Genomic DNA, 16,314 nt, shown 5'->3' on the forward strand with positions numbered 1-16,314 from the left:
CTTTTTTTCACTGAAAAATAAAGGGCAGTTATTGTACTTTACCACTATTGCCAAACCATTCCCATTAGCTATTCAGTTATTTAGTTGAAAAGTTACCGAATTCGTAGTTGTTTATTTAAGATTGATTATAAATAACTTACAGAAGTCATGAACTTATTATACATCCTGAAAAATGGAATAAACGCTAAAGACCTATGGATCGATAGTTGTACTTTTTCTAGTCAGGCGAATAATAGTACTGGCAGAGACGCCCTCTAGCCCTTTCGTCTTTTGATGCCTAGGGAACCAATAGGGTAGTTAACCTTTGGCTTGTTTTAGTAATAGGTACTGGAATGCCTGGAAAAAATACAAGGCCTTCCGTTCCTTTAAGTACCTGTCAACGCGCAGTAACAGATAAAAAAGATCCGTCTGTGCAATTGACGATCAACCCAGTACCCACGGCTCCCGCCGGGGCTTAGTACAGTCGGCATTTTAGTCAACTTGCTGTCAGCCGACTGCTTGCGCAGAACTTGTCGTTCAACAGGCGCCGTTACAAACAAACTTCACAACACATGAACCGTTTCTCAGTCATTTATCTGCTTCGAAAGCAGTATCACCATACGTACTGTGCCACTCATGAAGAAGCAGATGCCTTATTAGCGCAGTTGCTTACCCAGGAAGGCTACAAACCCATCGGCATCTATGATGCAAAAACCGAACTCTTCTTTTGGGAGCCAATCCGGCAGAATCAATACAACAAAGCCAGTATTGAAAAGCAGGGGAAATTAGGCGATCAGATCATTCAAATTGCCCAAACCTTACGTCACCATGACGAAGTCAATCACGGGCACACTAACTCTATTTCCCAGCTACTCCAGCCCGATCTCGTTTAATCGCCATTTCACAAAGAAGCTATAAAACACCCATTCATCATGCAAACCAACAACAGTCAGGAAGTTTTCAATGCCTTACCGATGATGCTGGCCTATCCGGCATTTCTGGCGGGTTACCGAACCGTAGATGAAGCGCTGAATGATCACCTATTCAGCAACTACCTTACTACGTTTATCGAACAGGATGTTATGCCGTTCGTAGAGTCCGAGGAATCGCCATCTCAGCACGATGCCAGGAGTCAGTGGCGAGGTCGGTTTTCGACCCCAACGCTGAGTGACCCGTTAATTAACGTATGTTTCGATGGTGCGTCGAAATTGCCTTCCCTAATTCTGCCTACGTTATGTGATCTACTGGATCAAAACAGAGATATTCAACGCATGGCCTTTTTACTGGCGGCCTATGGACATTACTTGTCTGCCAACACGGATGATACAGGGGCTTCATATGAGCCCAACGATACCCACCTGCATCAGCACGACTGGGCAAAAGTTAATAGTGAGGATGTGGTGGCGCTCCTGGAAATTTCCACTATGGCTACGGCTCGCTTGCATACCTATTCTCATTTTGTGGCGATGTACAAATCCTACCGAACTCAGATTGCCAAATACGGGGTCGTCTTTCTGCTCAAGCAGATGGCCTATAACCGCCTGGCCATGCAATAAGGACTGAAAAAAAAATCGGTGTTGAGATCGCTCGACACCGATTTTTCACTACTTCCGAACTGAGCTTCTTCTAAGACCTGAAGCCTGGTTCGGTATTTTCCACGTTCATCATAGGTAAGTATAAATGTTCTTTGTAGTTGCTAAGGAGAGCTATGGTGGGGAGTCAGCCGCACTAGGACCGCCCCCCACGATAAACCGTATTACCAACCTAAATTAGGTGTCATTTACCCATCACCATCCCATACTCCTCAATCGTCCAGCAGTGATAAGCGGTTACACTTGTTGTCATTGACTCCTGGCTCATAGTAACTCGACCCGTCGAATTTTCCTTCGGATTAACTGTTCCGAAATAATGGGCGTTGCGCCACGCTGGGTTGTTACATAAGCGCCCGCAGCACAGGCGAACTCAAGTGTTTTCATTGGGCTTTCGCCCTGCAGGGTTTTGTATAGGAAAGCAGCCAGAAAGGCGTCTCCACTCCCAATGGTATCTTCTACAGGAACACGGAAACCCGGATGTTCGGTAAAGCCATCACTGTTGAGCATGATTGCCCCCGCAGAGCCCCGCGTTACACATACGGTCTTTAGCTTGAACCGATCCCGCAGGAAATGCATCGCGTCACGTTCAGACAGTCGCGAGGTATACCAGCCAGCAATTTCAGTCAGTTCGTTGTAGTTGATTTTCAGAATATCCGCTTTTTGTAGCAGATAGGTAACCTCTAACGGCGTGTAGTGCGGAGCCCGCAGGTTCACGTCGAATACGGTTAACGCAGCCTGATCGAGGAGCTGATGCAGCGTAGCTCGGGAGGTCTGACTTCGGGCGGCCAAACTACCATACACCAGTACCGACTTCTGATACAGTGGAGTCAATGACGCATCGTACTCGATATGGTCCCAGGCTACCGGTTGCAGAATCCTATAAACAACCTCGTTACGATTGGTCAAATTAGCTTTGGCAATGCCCGTCAGGTGGGTAGCACCTAATTGAACGTAGGCCGTTGGCAGGTGCTTTTCCCGCAGAAACTCCAGTAATTCGCGGCCAAGTGGATCATTTCCTACCCGACTAATGAGCTGGGCATTCAATCCGAAATTCCGCAGCAGAACAGCCACATTCAGGGGCGCGCCACCTGCCTGTTTACAGGTTGGCAATACATCCCAAAGAATTTCACCGAAACAAATAATAGTTGTTGATGTCATGGCTGAGACGGTTAATGGACAACGAATGATTTTTCGATCTGCTCTAAGCTGGTGCCTTTGGTCTCGGGCATCAACCGCAATACAAACACAAGTTGTAATACCATCATGGTCGTAAAAAACAGGAAGGTGTTGCCCCCGCCAACGTGTTCAGCAAAGTAGGGGAAGGTGAATGTGATAATAGCGGCCATCAGCCAGTGGGTAAAACTGCCCAACGATTGACCGCTGGCACGTACTTCATTCGGGAAGATTTCAGAGATAAACACCCAGATAACCGCTCCCTGCGAGAACCCAAAAAAGGCGATGTAGCCAAACAACAGGAGCGGCACGGTCATACCACTGAAATCCTCTACATAGAATGCTCTGGCCACTAAAGCCAGGGTTACGATTAACCCAATCGACCCGATTTTCATGAGCGTCCGCCGACCAAAGCGGTCAATCAGGTTCATGGAAATCATCGTAAAAATGAGGTTCACCAGCCCAACTCCCGCCGATGATAGTAAGGCCGAACTTTTGCCCAGACCCGTCATTTCGAAAATTCGGGGTGCGTAATAGATGATGGCATTAATACCCGATACCTGATTGAATACCGCAAATAGTACCGCCAGCATGATGGGCGTTTTATGACTGGCCGAAAACAAGCGGGTTGATCCTTCGGTATGGTGATTACTTTGTTGAATAGCTACCAATGTTTGGTTAGCGGTAGTCGGATCAATCATATTCAGCACCAGCAGGGCTTCGGCAACTTTCCCTTGCTTGAGCAGCAGCCATCGTGGACTTTCGGGTATGTTTAGTACCGCAATCAGGAAAATCAGGGAGGGTACAGCCTGCACACCCAGCATCCAACGCCACGAATCAGCACCTATGCCCTGTAGTAAGAAGTTAGACAGATAGGCGATCAGAATGCCCAGCACAACGTTGAACTGAAACAAGGCTACAAGGCGTCCCCGAGAGTTAGCCGGGGAGATTTCGGTAATATACATAGGTGCGGCCACGGAGGATGCGCCAACGCCTAAACCACCCAGAAAACGAAAGACGAGAAAGATACTCCATTGGGTGGCCAGTGCCGTTCCGATTGAGGCCGCTAAATAGAGGATGGCAATCCAGAAGAGGGTTTTCTTCCGGCCCCATTTCTCGGCAGGAATACCGCCCAGCATAGAACCGATCACCGTACCAATGAGGGCAATGGAAACCGTTAAGCCATGCTCCCAGACATTCAGACGCCACAGGGCTTGAAGCGATTGCTCAACACCGGAGATTACAGCGGTATCGAAGCCGAAGAGAAAACCGCCTAATGCGGCCGTGATTGACCAAACGAAAATACGCTGTTTCTGACTCATGGCTGACGAGCATGAACCGATTTAAAATCCGATTCATGAGTCAAACTTACAGAACGTATTTTAGGAAATGTTTCAGTAACTGTTCAACGAATTATAAATAAAGAACAGCTACAAAGAAATTGATTATCAATAACTTGTAAATTAAAAAAGTAAACTAACTTATGATTTTGTTACGCTGATTTTAAACTTTGTTACTAGCTATTCCTCACCAAATTTTGAACCTCTACTTTATACCCTACCCCATGTACAGCCACAATCCGAATACTGGGATCATCCTGGAGCATTTTGCGTAAGCGAGAAACAAATACATCAACACTGCGCCCAACAATAATCCCCTCGTCTTCCCAAACTGACTTTAGAATGAGGTCTCGCTCAACAACCTGATTGAGATGACCCATAAAAAACTGGAGAAGTTTCGCTTCACGATACGTCAGATTATACTGATGCCCCCCCGAATGCAGCAACTGCCGGGCAGGCTCGAAACTCGAATTTCCAAGTACGATCCGATCCGTTTCTATGGGAGCCGTATCAGGCATCTCACCTACCTCGTTGCTCCGGTTCGACCGCTTCCAGGCGGCATAGCCAAGACCCATTAGCAACCCGCCCAATGCCAGTACCCACCAGCCAGTTATTGGCGACGATGCCGCTTCGGGGGGCGCAAAGGTGACTTGTAGCGTGTAGCATCCCGGTGGCTGATTTCGTCCTCCGCAGGGCACTTCATTCTTTTCGTTCAAGTCCCGAAAGTTATACCCCAACTGCAATTCACCCTGGGCGCAGTCCAAAACGGCCACGTCGTAATTAGCCTGTATATCATGTACCTTGAAAGATTCCTGTAACAAGACAGGCAACTGGCCATAATCGAACGCATGATCAATTTGAATCGAGAAAACCTGGGCATTCTGTTGCTGTACAGGCTGAATCCGGGACGTAGAATCGCCTGATTTCAATAGCAGATGATGCACTGTACGCCGAAGAGCCAAATTCACTTTTTGGGGAAATCGCTGGCTATCAGTTGCCGTTTTAGCAGGTGTTAGCCAGGCAAATTGCGTACAAAGCAACCCGATCACCACCAGGCTCCCCATCCCGAATATCCCAGTCAATTGTTTCATAATCAAGTATGTTTTGTTAAACACAGAGAAACAGAGTTTTAAACACAAAGAACACAGAATTTTAATATCCTTTGTGTTCTTTGTGTTTAAAACTCTGTTTCTCTGTGTTTAAGCTACTAAAATCAGCATCCAGGAAGCCCATTGACAGAGAAAAAAAGCCAGTTAGGCGGAAGACAGGTGTTGAGTGGCCTCAATTTAATAACGCGTTTGGCCACCAAATCCGGTTTTCGTGTCGGTTCAATAACCAGGTCATCTCCGGGGCGAGCCAATGCCAACACAGCAGCCATCTCAATTTCGTAATATACTGGTTGGGTATTATCTGAGCCATACGGCGTGACAACTGCTCCTGCCCGCTTGAGGTAAACCCGAAATGGAACCTTTGTGGCATCTTTCGATCCAGGATCTCCTTCTACAACGGCCAAGATTCCGCGGCTTGACATGGAAAAACTACTATAATTCAACGGCTTTCCATTCAATGTTAATGGGTTACCATAAAAGTTAACTTTTTTAGCCGGTTCATCTCGGTGAGCTACAGGGGCCAGTCGCCTTGCTTTCACTTTCCCCTGCGCAGGCTGGATAGTTAGGAACAATCCTACCAGAGCCATAATTTTCAATACAGATAGTTTCCAGTTCATCAATGTAAAGTATAGGAGTGAAGTTTGACTTTTGTGGCATCAGGTTCTCAAGCCTGACGTTGCGAGGTTTATTAAAACCTATTCGTGTCGGTTATAAGTAACCAACACCACTCGTTCCATTTCATTGTACCAGAATTTCGTTATGGGGTAAGGCATACGAATCATCCAGTGTTAGCAACACAATACGGTCGCCCTTACGACATTTAGCCAGCACTTTTTGAATAGGCACCTGCTTGAATTCTTCTTTCGAAAAAAGTACCAGTGTTTGGGTAGCCTTGTCGCGAATCGCAATTTTGAACGCAATTCGGTCAACGGCTTTACTTTCCGTAGGCGACAGTACGATTGTGTTTACCGTTAATTTACCGGTAGCAGTAGTAGGTAAGCTACAGGTTCCTTTTGTTGTATATTCATTGACGATCATTTTACTGTCAACAAAAGCAGCTGCACAATCCTTGAACGTCTGCTGACCAACACAGAGATTGGCCAGGGTGCAACCCCAGAAGAGGAGAGCCAGTTGAATTACATGCCTCATGATTTTTCGTGTTTAATTCGTGATCAGACAAATGTATACAACCACTAAAGGCCAGCTAGTAAAGGCCTGTAAAACCTTGTAAAGGAATTGTAAAACCTTTAGTTTAGTCTGTATGCAAGAAAATGTGCCTCCTAGTTACTCACGTGTTATGAGTAACTAGGAGGCACATTTTGCTGTAAACGACGTATACGATTATCCCTGTGTGGGAATCTCTGCTTTATGCTGGGGTTTCGGCGCAATAAACAATGTTAACCATGTCCGGCGGGCCATCCGGAAGAAATAGGGAGTCAGCAGGATCAACGTTGGTATCAAGCCGATCAAATAATAGTTCAGGTCGATTTGCAACCATTGAACAAAAACGAAGAAGGTAGTCAGCGTGTAGATGGTATAAAATGCATAGCTCACAAACATAGAAGCCCAGTAGAAACCAGGTTCGGGCATGAAGTTTTCGCCACAGTGCGGACAATGCTCATGCATTTTGTCGAAATTTTTGCTAAATGCGCTGTTAGAAACGAAGAAATCCCCCTCATGGCAACGTGGGCATTTATTGAAAACAACGCTATATAATCGGCTATCGGTTAACATGATCTAGGAGCAGTGTTGTAGGCAACCTCGCCTACAATTTACCTGTTGCTCAGGCAGTTTTTACGTAACAAAGGTAGCTACCTGCCAATCCCAACGAAAAGACAAACCAAGCCATGTATGGTACAAATCAACGATGGGGCACTAGTGATTGTCGAAATTCAGCAGGGGTTTGTCCAGTCGTTTTCTTGAAGAATCGAACGAAATAAGAGGGGTCGTCGAAACCTACCTGGAACGCAATTTCCTTAACCGATTGGGCTGTATGGGTTAATAATCGCTGTGCTTCAATGACAATCCGTTCGTGCAGGAGTTGACTAGCCGTTTTACCCAGAATCTTCTTACAAATGTGATTTAAGTAGTTTGGCGTTAGACTCATCTGCTCAGCATAAGCACTCACCTCGCGAACGGTCAAAAACTGGTTTTCGATCAATTCTTCATAATCTCTGATTCGATCGTAGAGGTGTGTATCGGTTCCTACCCATTGTTGGTTATACAATCGATTAGCCGTTTCCAGGAGGATATGAACAAACGACAGAAATACATCGGCCCGATTGGTCTGTTGCTGTTCATATTCGTTATAGGCATACCTGAATAGATCACTAAATAGCGGCTGCTGGTCGGCTATTTCCAACAATGGCTGATGCTGATGTGAGTGAAAGAAAGGATACTGATACAACCGATTGCCAAACCGCCCGCGAAAGAAATTAGCATCAAAGAATAGATTATATCCCTGAACATCAGGAGACAATTCCCAGCTATGCACCTGACCGGGTGTAAGAAAGTAAAGCTGAGAGGCACCAATTGAATACGTTCTAAAATCAATCGTATGGGTACCACTCCCCTTCACGATCCACATCAACAGGTAAAATGTGTGGGAATGGGGGTTGTCTATGCCCTTAAATTCCTGCACCAGTTTCTCCAGCCGCGTCATATAAAAGAGTGCGTCCGGCTCATGACGAGGGAATGACTGGAGTTTATAAACAGGAACGGCTACCGACATAAATAGGTTTTTCGGGGCAAAATAGTGAAGCCAGTTCAGTTTGACACTATACCGTTTTTTAGGGTTGCTGTGAAATCACGATGGGTTGTTCAATAAGCTCGGGCTGTAGCTTTTTATCGGGCTCAAACCAGGGCTCGCCGTTCTTCATATTTGGTTTGTATCTCCACTTCCGAGCCACTTTCTCTACTTTAATGGGATAAATCGTCAATCCATCTTTAGTTAAATGCAACCGCAGAAAGTTCTTATAATCCTGGATACGCAATGATGAAAACGCTTCGGTTTCATGGGTGCCAAATATTCCATTGGCAATCAACAGATACAGCCCCATCACCAGACCTCCTATGAAGCCACCCACTATAGCCAGCATAACCGACTGCCAAAAAATATGCCACCCACTACTCTGAATGAACTTGCAGTAGTTATCAATCAACCAGCTAACCGTAAGCAGCAAAAGAACCTGGACTAGCCCATGGAGCGCCCCTCCCGTATAAGCTGCCCAACGATTGTGCTTATGACTTATATCGGTGAACCGAAAAAAACCAAAGGCGATCAGCAGCACGCATAGTAATACGAATGGGTGCTTGGGGAGGCTGCTCAGATCGGAGCCAATAGCGGACCAGGAAATCTCTTTAGGAGTAAGATGCGTAGATGTTCTGGCAAATACATCCACAAATATATCTGCACTAATGAGCATCCAGGTAAAAAATAAATAAACACCACCCATCAGGCTTGTAAACCAGAGGTTTTTGACCAGGAAGGCTAAATTACCCCACACCAGCCAGCGGCTCTTCGTTTGATCGGGATAAAACGCGCTGTTCTGATACTGCCTGGGGTCTCGCTGTTCGTACAATAACGCCTTGTCCTCACTAAACGTAATAGGAAGATGATGCGTTGGATGCATGAACGCCCCCCCGCCCCCAGCCGTAATTTTCCATTGTTTAGAATGTCCGGTTTTATCAGATTGCGTATAATAGCTACTATAATGGTGCAGATCGCCCGTAAGGGTAACGGGGAGAGACAATCGTTTTAGGGGTTCCTTTTTGGGTTTACCTTTCTCCTGCGGAGGCACCCTTGTATCTGGATTAGTAATGTATTTTTCGCAGAACCACTCCAGATTCCGGAACGATTTATCGCGTTCCTTATACGCCTGATAAACCCAGGCGGGTTCTGCTGTGCATAGAATTACTTTATCGTCTTGTTGGGTGAAGTTCCGATTTACTTTCTCAAAAAACTCTTGCTGGGGCAGATCAATATCTTCCGAAAGCTGAATATCAATCCCCCAAAGCCACCAGCCATGAGGCAGTTGAATAGCAAAATAACTACGGGTCTGTTCGGTTTTCCAGGCCCCAATCCAACGCTGCTGGCAAAATACTTTCAAAAACGATGTAAGGCCGTCGTACCAGTCATGGTTGCCCGGAATAGCAAACAAATAGGGAGCTTTTGATTCGGGAATAAATGACCTAGCAGCCCGATATGGCCCAATGAGCCGGTCGGCGTACTGCTGCCAGCTAGGTGTCGGATACACCTGATCCCCTCCCATAATAAGCAAATCACCCCGCTGAATATCATGTTCCTCAACTTGCAGTTTTTCCTGGCCAAGCAGATAAGCCAAACTGTAGGTTGAGTTAAAACCAGACCCAAGATCAGAAACATAGTCGATCCAGACTTCTTCTTTTTTAGCATCCACCAATTGCGTATGCGGCTCACTGGCTTTCAGACAAGCCTGCATTTCGCGCTTATCTGCATAGGAACCGAACAGCGACGACACAATCGTCCGCAAAGCGGTTCGGGCTAGCTGCTCTGGATTATACCAGGGCTCCATCTTCTTCTGCTCGAAGCCGAGTTGGATTTTGTCTTCCGTTGGTGGGGACACTGGAGCTCCAGCGGGAGAAGGTTGCGTAGATTTAGCCACAGTTTTGAGAATAAAGAAGGTGAGGTAAGGTGTGCGGTTACGTACTCCGTTTTTCAGCCAGCATGATTAATACCCTGATCCTGCAATACTGTCCGAAGTACGGGTTCCAGACTCTCGGCCTGAGCGCTGTGGCGGATGCGGCTCACTAATTCATCGTACGTTTCCTTGTCGGGAATTTTATCGATCTGTAAGGTCAGTAATTTAACGATTCGCAGGTAACGACGGCGTTGATACCATACCCAGCCAATGATAGCAGCCGCTACCAATCCTAACCCAATGAGCCACTGGTAGGCATAGCGCTGAACAATAGGAATATTCTTATTCACGATCCGGTCAATGCGATTCGTCAGCGTGTCCAGTGTGGGTTGAACAGAGGTCAGAATAGTTGTTTGCAGCCGTTTATTGGTGGCATCGTTCAGCAGGCTATCCCGAATGGCAGCTATCTTGCCTCGGGCACTGTCTGAGTTCAGATCATCAATGGCTTTCATCATCATATTGGCCAGCATACTCCGCGTTTGTATGTCGATCTGGTGCGTTGTGCTGGCAATAGCATCCATAAAGAACTGCTTCAACTGCTCATCTTTAATCTGCCCTTTCATGTGATCAATCCGGTCAATTACGGTTTGCATGATCAGTGCCACTTGCGTGTTGGATAATTGGCCAACACTGTCAATCAAGTGCATGGCTTTCTGAATGTCCGGGTTCAGCGTATCGACCGACCCCTTGAGCCCCTGAACCAGGGCGCGCGAGATACCGGCCGTTTCCCGATTGGCGCCCATAACGGCATGCTGGGCGATGTCTTCCACGGCGGAATCGATAACCGCTTTCGATTTCGTTCCCTTACCCAAATTTCGAACAACGGCCCGATTTACCATAGTATCGAGCAGATTACAGCCGACCAGCCATGCGGCCAGCCCACACACAAATCCGTATCGAATAATCGACTTCATAAGGAAGGAGGTGGGAAAATAGTGAACGATTAATGGTGCTATAAATAAACTCAATTTCCTGACTCAATGCAGTACGTAGTTCTACTGGTTTTAACGAGTATTCTTCCTCAAATCAGAAACAAACCATTGATAGTCAACAAATAAAGATGTAAATTCCTTTACACTAAACTGCTACCACCATGAACTCAACCTCCTCTCTGACCACTGTCAATTCATCGCAGCAACCCACCTTTCAAGAACTAAGTATGGCTAGTCGACTCACCAAAACCAGCATGGGTATATTCTTATTTATAGGCTGGCTCTTACTGTTTATTTTCGGCATGAGTTTGAACTCCAAAGATTACCGCGATTGCATTTTTTATAACGATTCCATCGACTTCAGCTATCTCATCCTCTACGCGGCTACGTTCACTCCTACCAATACGGCCTTACTGGCATCACTTGCCGGAGTTTTAGGCGGATTTGCCAGCAATCTGGCCGCCGACAATCAACTTCAACACCTCCGCCCTACTATGCTTGATCCGAAATCAGAAGATTTTGAGAGTTACATGTATATGACCGAGAACCCGTTAGTTTCTATGCTACGCGGGTTTATTACCTATTTAATCTTCATTGCGGGTTCCTACTTAACCAACTTTACGACCTCCGTTGACCCCAACGATAGCGCAGGCTTTGCGGGCATGAACGCATCGTCTTATTTCAAATTTGCCGTATCAGTCTCCTTACTGGCTTATCTGGCAGGTTACGATCCATCCCGAATGAAGGGCCTGGTTAACTCGATCAATTTCACAAGGAAAGACCAACCTGCCACACCAACACAGGCAACCGTAGTCACTCACCAAACAACCGAAAGTGTTCAGGTTGCCACAACGGGCACACAACCAAACGTGAACGGGCAACCGGCAAAAGCAGATGGATAAAGCTATTCTCTATACCTCAGCAACGTTGGTGGAGTTGTAAAACAGGCCCAACAGTTTGTTTTTCATTGCCCACCTTCGTTGCCAACCTGCCGTTACGTACAAATGGCTGTTCCAGGACGATTTCAGGCGGCTTCGGGTCGATTGAACTAGAGTCGAACGCTCGTTTTCATCGAGTTGCAGGATCATCCTTTTAAGGTCTAACCCCAGCCTGAAATCCAGTGCACTGCTCAGCGGGAACGTAGCCCTGATTGTATGAATTTGCCCGTCGTTACAGAAATTACCAGTTAGTAGCAGTTGCCTTTCTCCGTTTGTAGTCAGTAAACTAACGCTATGCTTATACGTTGACACTTCAGACCCCGCTAACCCCAACGTTAACGAGCAGAACATGCCTACCTGGAATGATCCTTCTACGGGTTCGCGCAGATCGAAGAGCGCATAGAACTTCACGGGTACACGCGCACCTTCCCAGAACGTTTCGCCCTTAAAATGGCCCATGAATTGCATCGAAATCCCAGGTTCGTGCATTTGGGCTGCTTTATAATCATAGGGTACGCCCGCTGCCGGTACATGCTCCAGATAGGCTTTGGTATCCGCATAACCCATATTGATCAGTGCTCGAACATCAATATGCTTCAGAAATAAATCGGGGTCGAGCGGCAATGGAAACGTGGGTTTGATGAATTGTAAGCGAATGGGTTTCGTTTGTCCATAAGGTGAGTTACCCTGCCGGATCTGTTCATTGATTTGTGTGATCCAGTCAAACTCAGCCAGTAAACCGCCCGCAGCACTCATCTCGATCATGTGAACGTATTGCACAAATGAGCCACCGAGGTACTCCCGCGAATTGCCAATGCAGTACACCAGCCAGATTTCCTCGGCTCCTCCCCGCACTGCGTCCATCAGGTTGGCGTCTTTAATCCAGACTGCATCGGTATACCAATCGCTATTAATCTGGAGGGCGGGCATGAAAATGGGCAGTGACATGCCTGCAATCAGGAAATCCTCATTAATCTGGGTATCAGCAATGTTTTCGACGGTTTTGTGCGAGAAATTGCACACATTGAATGTTGCCCTAAACCGTCGGTTTTGCCTGATTTTTGCCACATCAATGCCCAGGGTTGGAAACACCTGTTTCCGAATACCATCGGCATCGCCCATAGCCGTCATGCGGGTCAGTCGCAGGTAATTTTCAGCGGGTGTCAGGGAAACAAAATTCATGACATTCAACTGCCGCCAACGGGCACAGATTTCCTCGGGATCGAGGCCAGCCGCGAGCATGGCGGTGTTGAAAATCCCGCCCGATGTACCATCCACATGCCGAAAGGAAATAGCGGACTCTTCCAGTGCTTTTAACACACCCGCATGATACGCTAACCGCACACCTCCCCCTGCCAGAATAAGCGAGCGATTCGTTGTAGCTGATTCAAATAACGACGTAGCCATTGGAAAAGGGGGGTTAAGGTATGGTTAGGTGTGGTTAAGGAGAATACACAATGGGTACTTACCGGAAGTTTGCGTGAAGTCAGGTTCCACTAGTTGCCCTCCACGGATAGAAAATAGCGCCAATGCTACCCGAATCCTAGTCCTTCAAACTTCGCAGATAGACAAAAAACAGGATTCCTGACACGAAATCGAAGCTGGCTACCAGACCGGCAATGGGCGACATAAGCCCGTGCATGATGCCTATTCCAACCGCAATGGCAGCCCCAAATTTCTGCAACCCTCCCCAAAACAGAGCGGCCCGCGATACCTGGGCTTCATAGAGTGCCTGTACCATAAGACCGCCCAAAATCAGCATAAACATGCCTATTGTCCCGAAAAAATGGCGGGTCACAGGCGTGCTTTCGCCCCCTACAAAATCCAGCACAAAATCGGGTTGTATCATCTGAACCAGACCCGAGATGAACGTTAGTACGGAGATACCTAAAATGATAAGACGTAGCATGTTCAGGACTTCGGTTTATTGGTCAGAAAGTAAATCATGAGCAGTGTCCAGATGACGGAGTAGTATACCCAACGAATATCGTTGAGATGCATCCATTCATTCATTTTCACAGTAAGCGCCTGCTGACTGGGTAAACCAACGCGTATTTCGTTGATAACGGGCAAAATCTTGGTCTGGAAGGTGTACGTGACCATACTAAGCAACCCGAAAACGACGATAGCCAGCCACCGGAATTTAGTATGCCATTCCTGAATAATCAGCACGATATTCGTTACTACCATAATGCTCACCAACACCGTAAAAAACCTGATTGCGTGGTCGATTGGGTTAATGAAATGGTCGGCCACATTATCCAGACGCACATTTTGCCAGCTTGGGTACCAGATGATGTGTAAGCCCCACCAAAGGCCCATATAAACGGATGCACCGAACATGAGCAGAAAGCTACTCAGCCGAAAGAGTATTAGTTTTATCACCGGAGTTAGAGTTTATAGCGCTGAAAATCAGTAATCGAAGGTGCCGGTAACCACTCCTCCTTATTCTCCAGTCCGAAGACGCTCGACAGACCTTCCGAGGTATCGGTTTCGGGGGTTTTGTAGGTAACAAACCAACACTCAAAATGGTCGTCGAGAACTCCGTGCGAACTGGGCAGGAAAGCCGTAAACAACGCCTTCGGTTCGATGTTGAGCGTATGCAATCGGGCCACTTTGGGATGATCACCCAGGTATAGGCGAGCCTGCGCTTTACTCATCAGGTTGATGCCTGCTTTGGAGTCGAAATAAATGTAGGAAGCCATCAGCATGTTCCGGAAATGGCTGTAATTGATCGAGCCGATATTCAGGTGAATGCTGGCCCGTTTCGGTCGGTCCATTTCAATTCGAAAGGCAAACTGGCCATCTTTTTCGTACTGCGATGAGACGACGGTATCGGTAACAATGAAATCCAGGTTGGCTTTGTGTTTGGGCATTCCCCAGATGCCTTTGCCCCCTTTTACTGAAATCTCGGTACTCACGGGCAGATCGAGAATGAACTGCCCTGTTTTAAAAAACTTTTGAAACAGGGCCGGTAGTAAACGGGGAGCGGGTTTGGGGCCGTGGGTACAGGCAACAGCCAGGCTGTACTCAATGTACTTGCCAATGGTTGTGTGAACGTAATTAATGATGGTGACAATAAAGACGGCCTTCCCATTTGGCAAGCGAACCGGAAACAACTCATTACCTGGCATCAGCTTGAGAGCCGCGTCGTAGTTGCAGGGGAAAGCAGCCATGAGCGCGGGCGAATCTGTTGCGCTAACAGGCAATTTAAATGAAATGCCATCCACGAATGAATAGCGCCCTTCATAATCTCGAATGCGTTTAGGTACTGCCATTGGCTAAGGGAAGTGAGTTGGATTACAGGTATCGGATAAAATAGGCAATGATGTAAAACCAGAGCAGAAACAGGCCAATGGCCAGCGAAAGAATCGTCCCAATGATCTTTGCAGTCGGGGCGAATTCCGTTGATTTCCAGAGGGCAAAAATGCCGACCGGGAAACAAAAGATGCAGAGAAAAATAACAAGCCAGGTTCTGTGGAACCAGGAAGTTTTTTCGACACTGTTTGTTGGGTTCATGGTAATAGGGCTGGTTGGTTGTTACGTAGGGTCATTCAGTTCCCGAATCATTGTCGGAAAAACATCCTGGTGAGCATCTTTTCCGAAGAAAACATCCAGATGGCTGTAGGTGGGTAATAGGTGCAGACTGTGCCGGTTAGGCTCAAGTGCGTTCAGGTATTCGTACGTTCTTAGCTGACTTTTCCAGCTAAAGCATTTATTGAGTTTTCCGGCAAAAAAGACGAAGCGAGCCGATGTTTTAGGTGGCTGATCGACATAGGTACCTGCCCCAGTAAAAGGCACCAGCGCTCCCCGCTTGACACTACGCCGGATGTGCTGAAAAAAGCGCAGCGGTACCGCCCCAAATTCACCCTGAATCCAGTTTTTCGTTTCGTCGGTCAGGTTGGCCAGCTCCCAGAGTGCGGGCCAGCCAGTTCCGTAGGTGAAACTGACAAACTTGCCAACGGGGGTATCATTCTCCCAGTGAAATGTATTGACAAAAGCCCGTAACAGCTTAGCCTTCAGAGTAGGTGCCACCTTTCCCCATTGCGGATTCAGGTAGTTGGTAATTCGACTGACAATAGGGACTAACGTAGTCAGCTTCAAAACCGAAAATTCCTGCTCAACGGGGTGCAGTGAAACCGCATTTGTAATAACGGTTTTCACCTGCGGTACTAATCCTAAAACCACCGAAATCATGAAGCTGGTTGACCCCTGGCAGTGGACAATGGCTTTCATGTCGGAGTAGCCCGTAACGTCGCATATTTTCTGAACGGCAGCCGGATGATCGTATAATCCGGCCTGATCTAAATCCCACTCATTTTCGGCAAATTCGATACTCGCACGCCAGTTTTCGAGCCATACGTCGTAGCCTGCTGCGGCCAGCATCTCAATAATATTTGGCTGATTGGGTGGGTTGAATAAATTGGCACGTACACCCGCACCATGAATCAATAAAACGGGGCCTTTGCTGGTATCTGCTCCTCTATAACGCCAGAAATTGAGCTTGAATCCATCCAGGGCATCGAAGGGAATGCGTTCAAAATCGGCCTCGTGTATCATGGCTTCCGGACG

18 protein-coding genes are annotated in these 16,314 nt (G+C 47.1%); 3 read left to right on the forward strand and 15 right to left on the reverse strand.

Going from position 1 to position 16,314, the window contains the following annotated elements:
• The first annotated feature begins 551 nt into the window (after positions 1-551).
• Together ACYVGO_RS10755 and ACYVGO_RS10760 are read left to right on the forward strand one after the other, a co-directional pair.
• Positions 552-872 carry a hypothetical protein gene (locus ACYVGO_RS10755; protein ID WP_460969267.1) on the forward strand — a complete coding sequence of 107 codons (321 nt, stop codon included), beginning with the start codon at positions 552-554 and terminating at the stop codon, positions 870-872.
• Between the two features lie 39 nt (positions 873-911).
• Positions 912-1,535 carry a mannitol dehydrogenase family protein gene (locus tag ACYVGO_RS10760; protein ID WP_460969268.1) on the forward strand — a complete coding sequence of 208 codons (624 nt, stop codon included), beginning with the start codon at positions 912-914 and terminating at the stop codon, positions 1,533-1,535.
• Positions 1,536-1,835: 300 nt separating this feature from the next.
• Here the strand turns inward: ACYVGO_RS10760 and ACYVGO_RS10765 are convergent, their stop codons facing one another.
• The 9 genes from ACYVGO_RS10765 to ACYVGO_RS10805 form a co-directional block, all read right to left on the reverse strand.
• Positions 1,836-2,729 carry a carbohydrate kinase family protein gene (locus ACYVGO_RS10765; RefSeq protein WP_460969269.1) on the reverse strand — a complete coding sequence of 298 codons (894 nt, stop codon included), beginning with the start codon at positions 2,727-2,729 and terminating at the stop codon, positions 1,836-1,838.
• Between the two features lie 11 nt (positions 2,730-2,740).
• Positions 2,741-4,066: a sugar porter family MFS transporter gene (locus ACYVGO_RS10770; protein WP_460969270.1), complete on the reverse strand. Its 1,326-nt coding sequence runs from the start codon at positions 4,064-4,066 to the stop codon at positions 2,741-2,743.
• A gap of 194 nt (positions 4,067-4,260) precedes the next feature.
• Positions 4,261-5,175, reverse strand: coding sequence for a winged helix-turn-helix domain-containing protein (locus tag ACYVGO_RS10775; RefSeq protein WP_460969271.1), 915 nt, complete (start codon positions 5,173-5,175; stop codon positions 4,261-4,263).
• A gap of 122 nt (positions 5,176-5,297) precedes the next feature.
• On the reverse strand, positions 5,298-5,810 hold the full coding sequence (locus tag ACYVGO_RS10780; RefSeq protein WP_460969272.1) for a hypothetical protein: 513 nt from the start codon (positions 5,808-5,810) through the stop codon (positions 5,298-5,300).
• A 121-nt stretch (positions 5,811-5,931) separates the two neighbouring features.
• Entirely contained in the window at positions 5,932-6,342 is a 411-nt protein-coding gene (locus tag ACYVGO_RS10785; protein ID WP_460969273.1) for a hypothetical protein, read from the reverse strand.
• A gap of 192 nt (positions 6,343-6,534) precedes the next feature.
• Entirely contained in the window at positions 6,535-6,819 is a 285-nt protein-coding gene (locus ACYVGO_RS10790) for a DUF983 domain-containing protein (RefSeq protein WP_371731992.1), read from the reverse strand.
• A gap of 235 nt (positions 6,820-7,054) precedes the next feature.
• Positions 7,055-7,924 carry a helix-turn-helix domain-containing protein gene (locus tag ACYVGO_RS10795; RefSeq protein ID WP_460969274.1) on the reverse strand — a complete coding sequence of 290 codons (870 nt, stop codon included), beginning with the start codon at positions 7,922-7,924 and terminating at the stop codon, positions 7,055-7,057.
• Positions 7,925-7,982: 58 nt separating this feature from the next.
• A complete protein-coding gene (locus ACYVGO_RS10800) occupies positions 7,983-9,836 on the reverse strand; it encodes a metallophosphoesterase (RefSeq protein ID WP_460969275.1) in 1,854 nt (617 codons plus the stop codon).
• A gap of 53 nt (positions 9,837-9,889) precedes the next feature.
• Positions 9,890-10,786, reverse strand: a complete 897-nt coding sequence (locus tag ACYVGO_RS10805) for a hypothetical protein (protein WP_460969276.1) — start codon at positions 10,784-10,786, stop codon at positions 9,890-9,892.
• Positions 10,787-10,965: 179 nt separating this feature from the next.
• On the opposite strand from ACYVGO_RS10805, the gene ACYVGO_RS10810 reads away from it, so the two are divergent.
• Positions 10,966-11,706, forward strand: a complete 741-nt coding sequence (locus ACYVGO_RS10810; protein WP_460969277.1) for a hypothetical protein — start codon at positions 10,966-10,968, stop codon at positions 11,704-11,706.
• Positions 11,707-11,715: 9 nt separating this feature from the next.
• Here ACYVGO_RS10810 and ACYVGO_RS10815 read toward each other — a convergent pair whose 3' ends face one another.
• From ACYVGO_RS10815 to ACYVGO_RS10840, 6 genes are all read right to left on the reverse strand, one after another.
• Positions 11,716-13,149, reverse strand: a complete 1,434-nt coding sequence (locus ACYVGO_RS10815) for a patatin-like phospholipase family protein (protein ID WP_460969278.1) — start codon at positions 13,147-13,149, stop codon at positions 11,716-11,718.
• Positions 13,150-13,285: 136 nt separating this feature from the next.
• Positions 13,286-13,651, reverse strand: a complete 366-nt coding sequence (locus ACYVGO_RS10820; RefSeq protein ID WP_460969279.1) for a patatin — start codon at positions 13,649-13,651, stop codon at positions 13,286-13,288.
• A gap of 2 nt (positions 13,652-13,653) precedes the next feature.
• Entirely contained in the window at positions 13,654-14,127 is a 474-nt protein-coding gene (locus ACYVGO_RS10825; RefSeq protein ID WP_142771560.1) for a hypothetical protein, read from the reverse strand.
• Positions 14,128-14,132: 5 nt separating this feature from the next.
• Positions 14,133-15,020 (reverse strand): acetoacetate decarboxylase family protein, encoded by an 888-nt coding sequence (locus ACYVGO_RS10830; protein WP_460969280.1) that lies wholly within the window; start codon positions 15,018-15,020, stop codon positions 14,133-14,135.
• 22 nt (positions 15,021-15,042) lie between these two features.
• On the reverse strand, positions 15,043-15,261 hold the full coding sequence (locus tag ACYVGO_RS10835; RefSeq protein ID WP_460969281.1) for a hypothetical protein: 219 nt from the start codon (positions 15,259-15,261) through the stop codon (positions 15,043-15,045).
• A 21-nt stretch (positions 15,262-15,282) separates the two neighbouring features.
• Positions 15,283-16,302 (reverse strand): esterase, encoded by a 1,020-nt coding sequence (locus tag ACYVGO_RS10840; RefSeq protein ID WP_460969282.1) that lies wholly within the window; start codon positions 16,300-16,302, stop codon positions 15,283-15,285.
• Positions 16,303-16,314 lie beyond the last annotated feature (12 nt).

Source organism: Spirosoma migulaei (assembly GCF_054776855.1).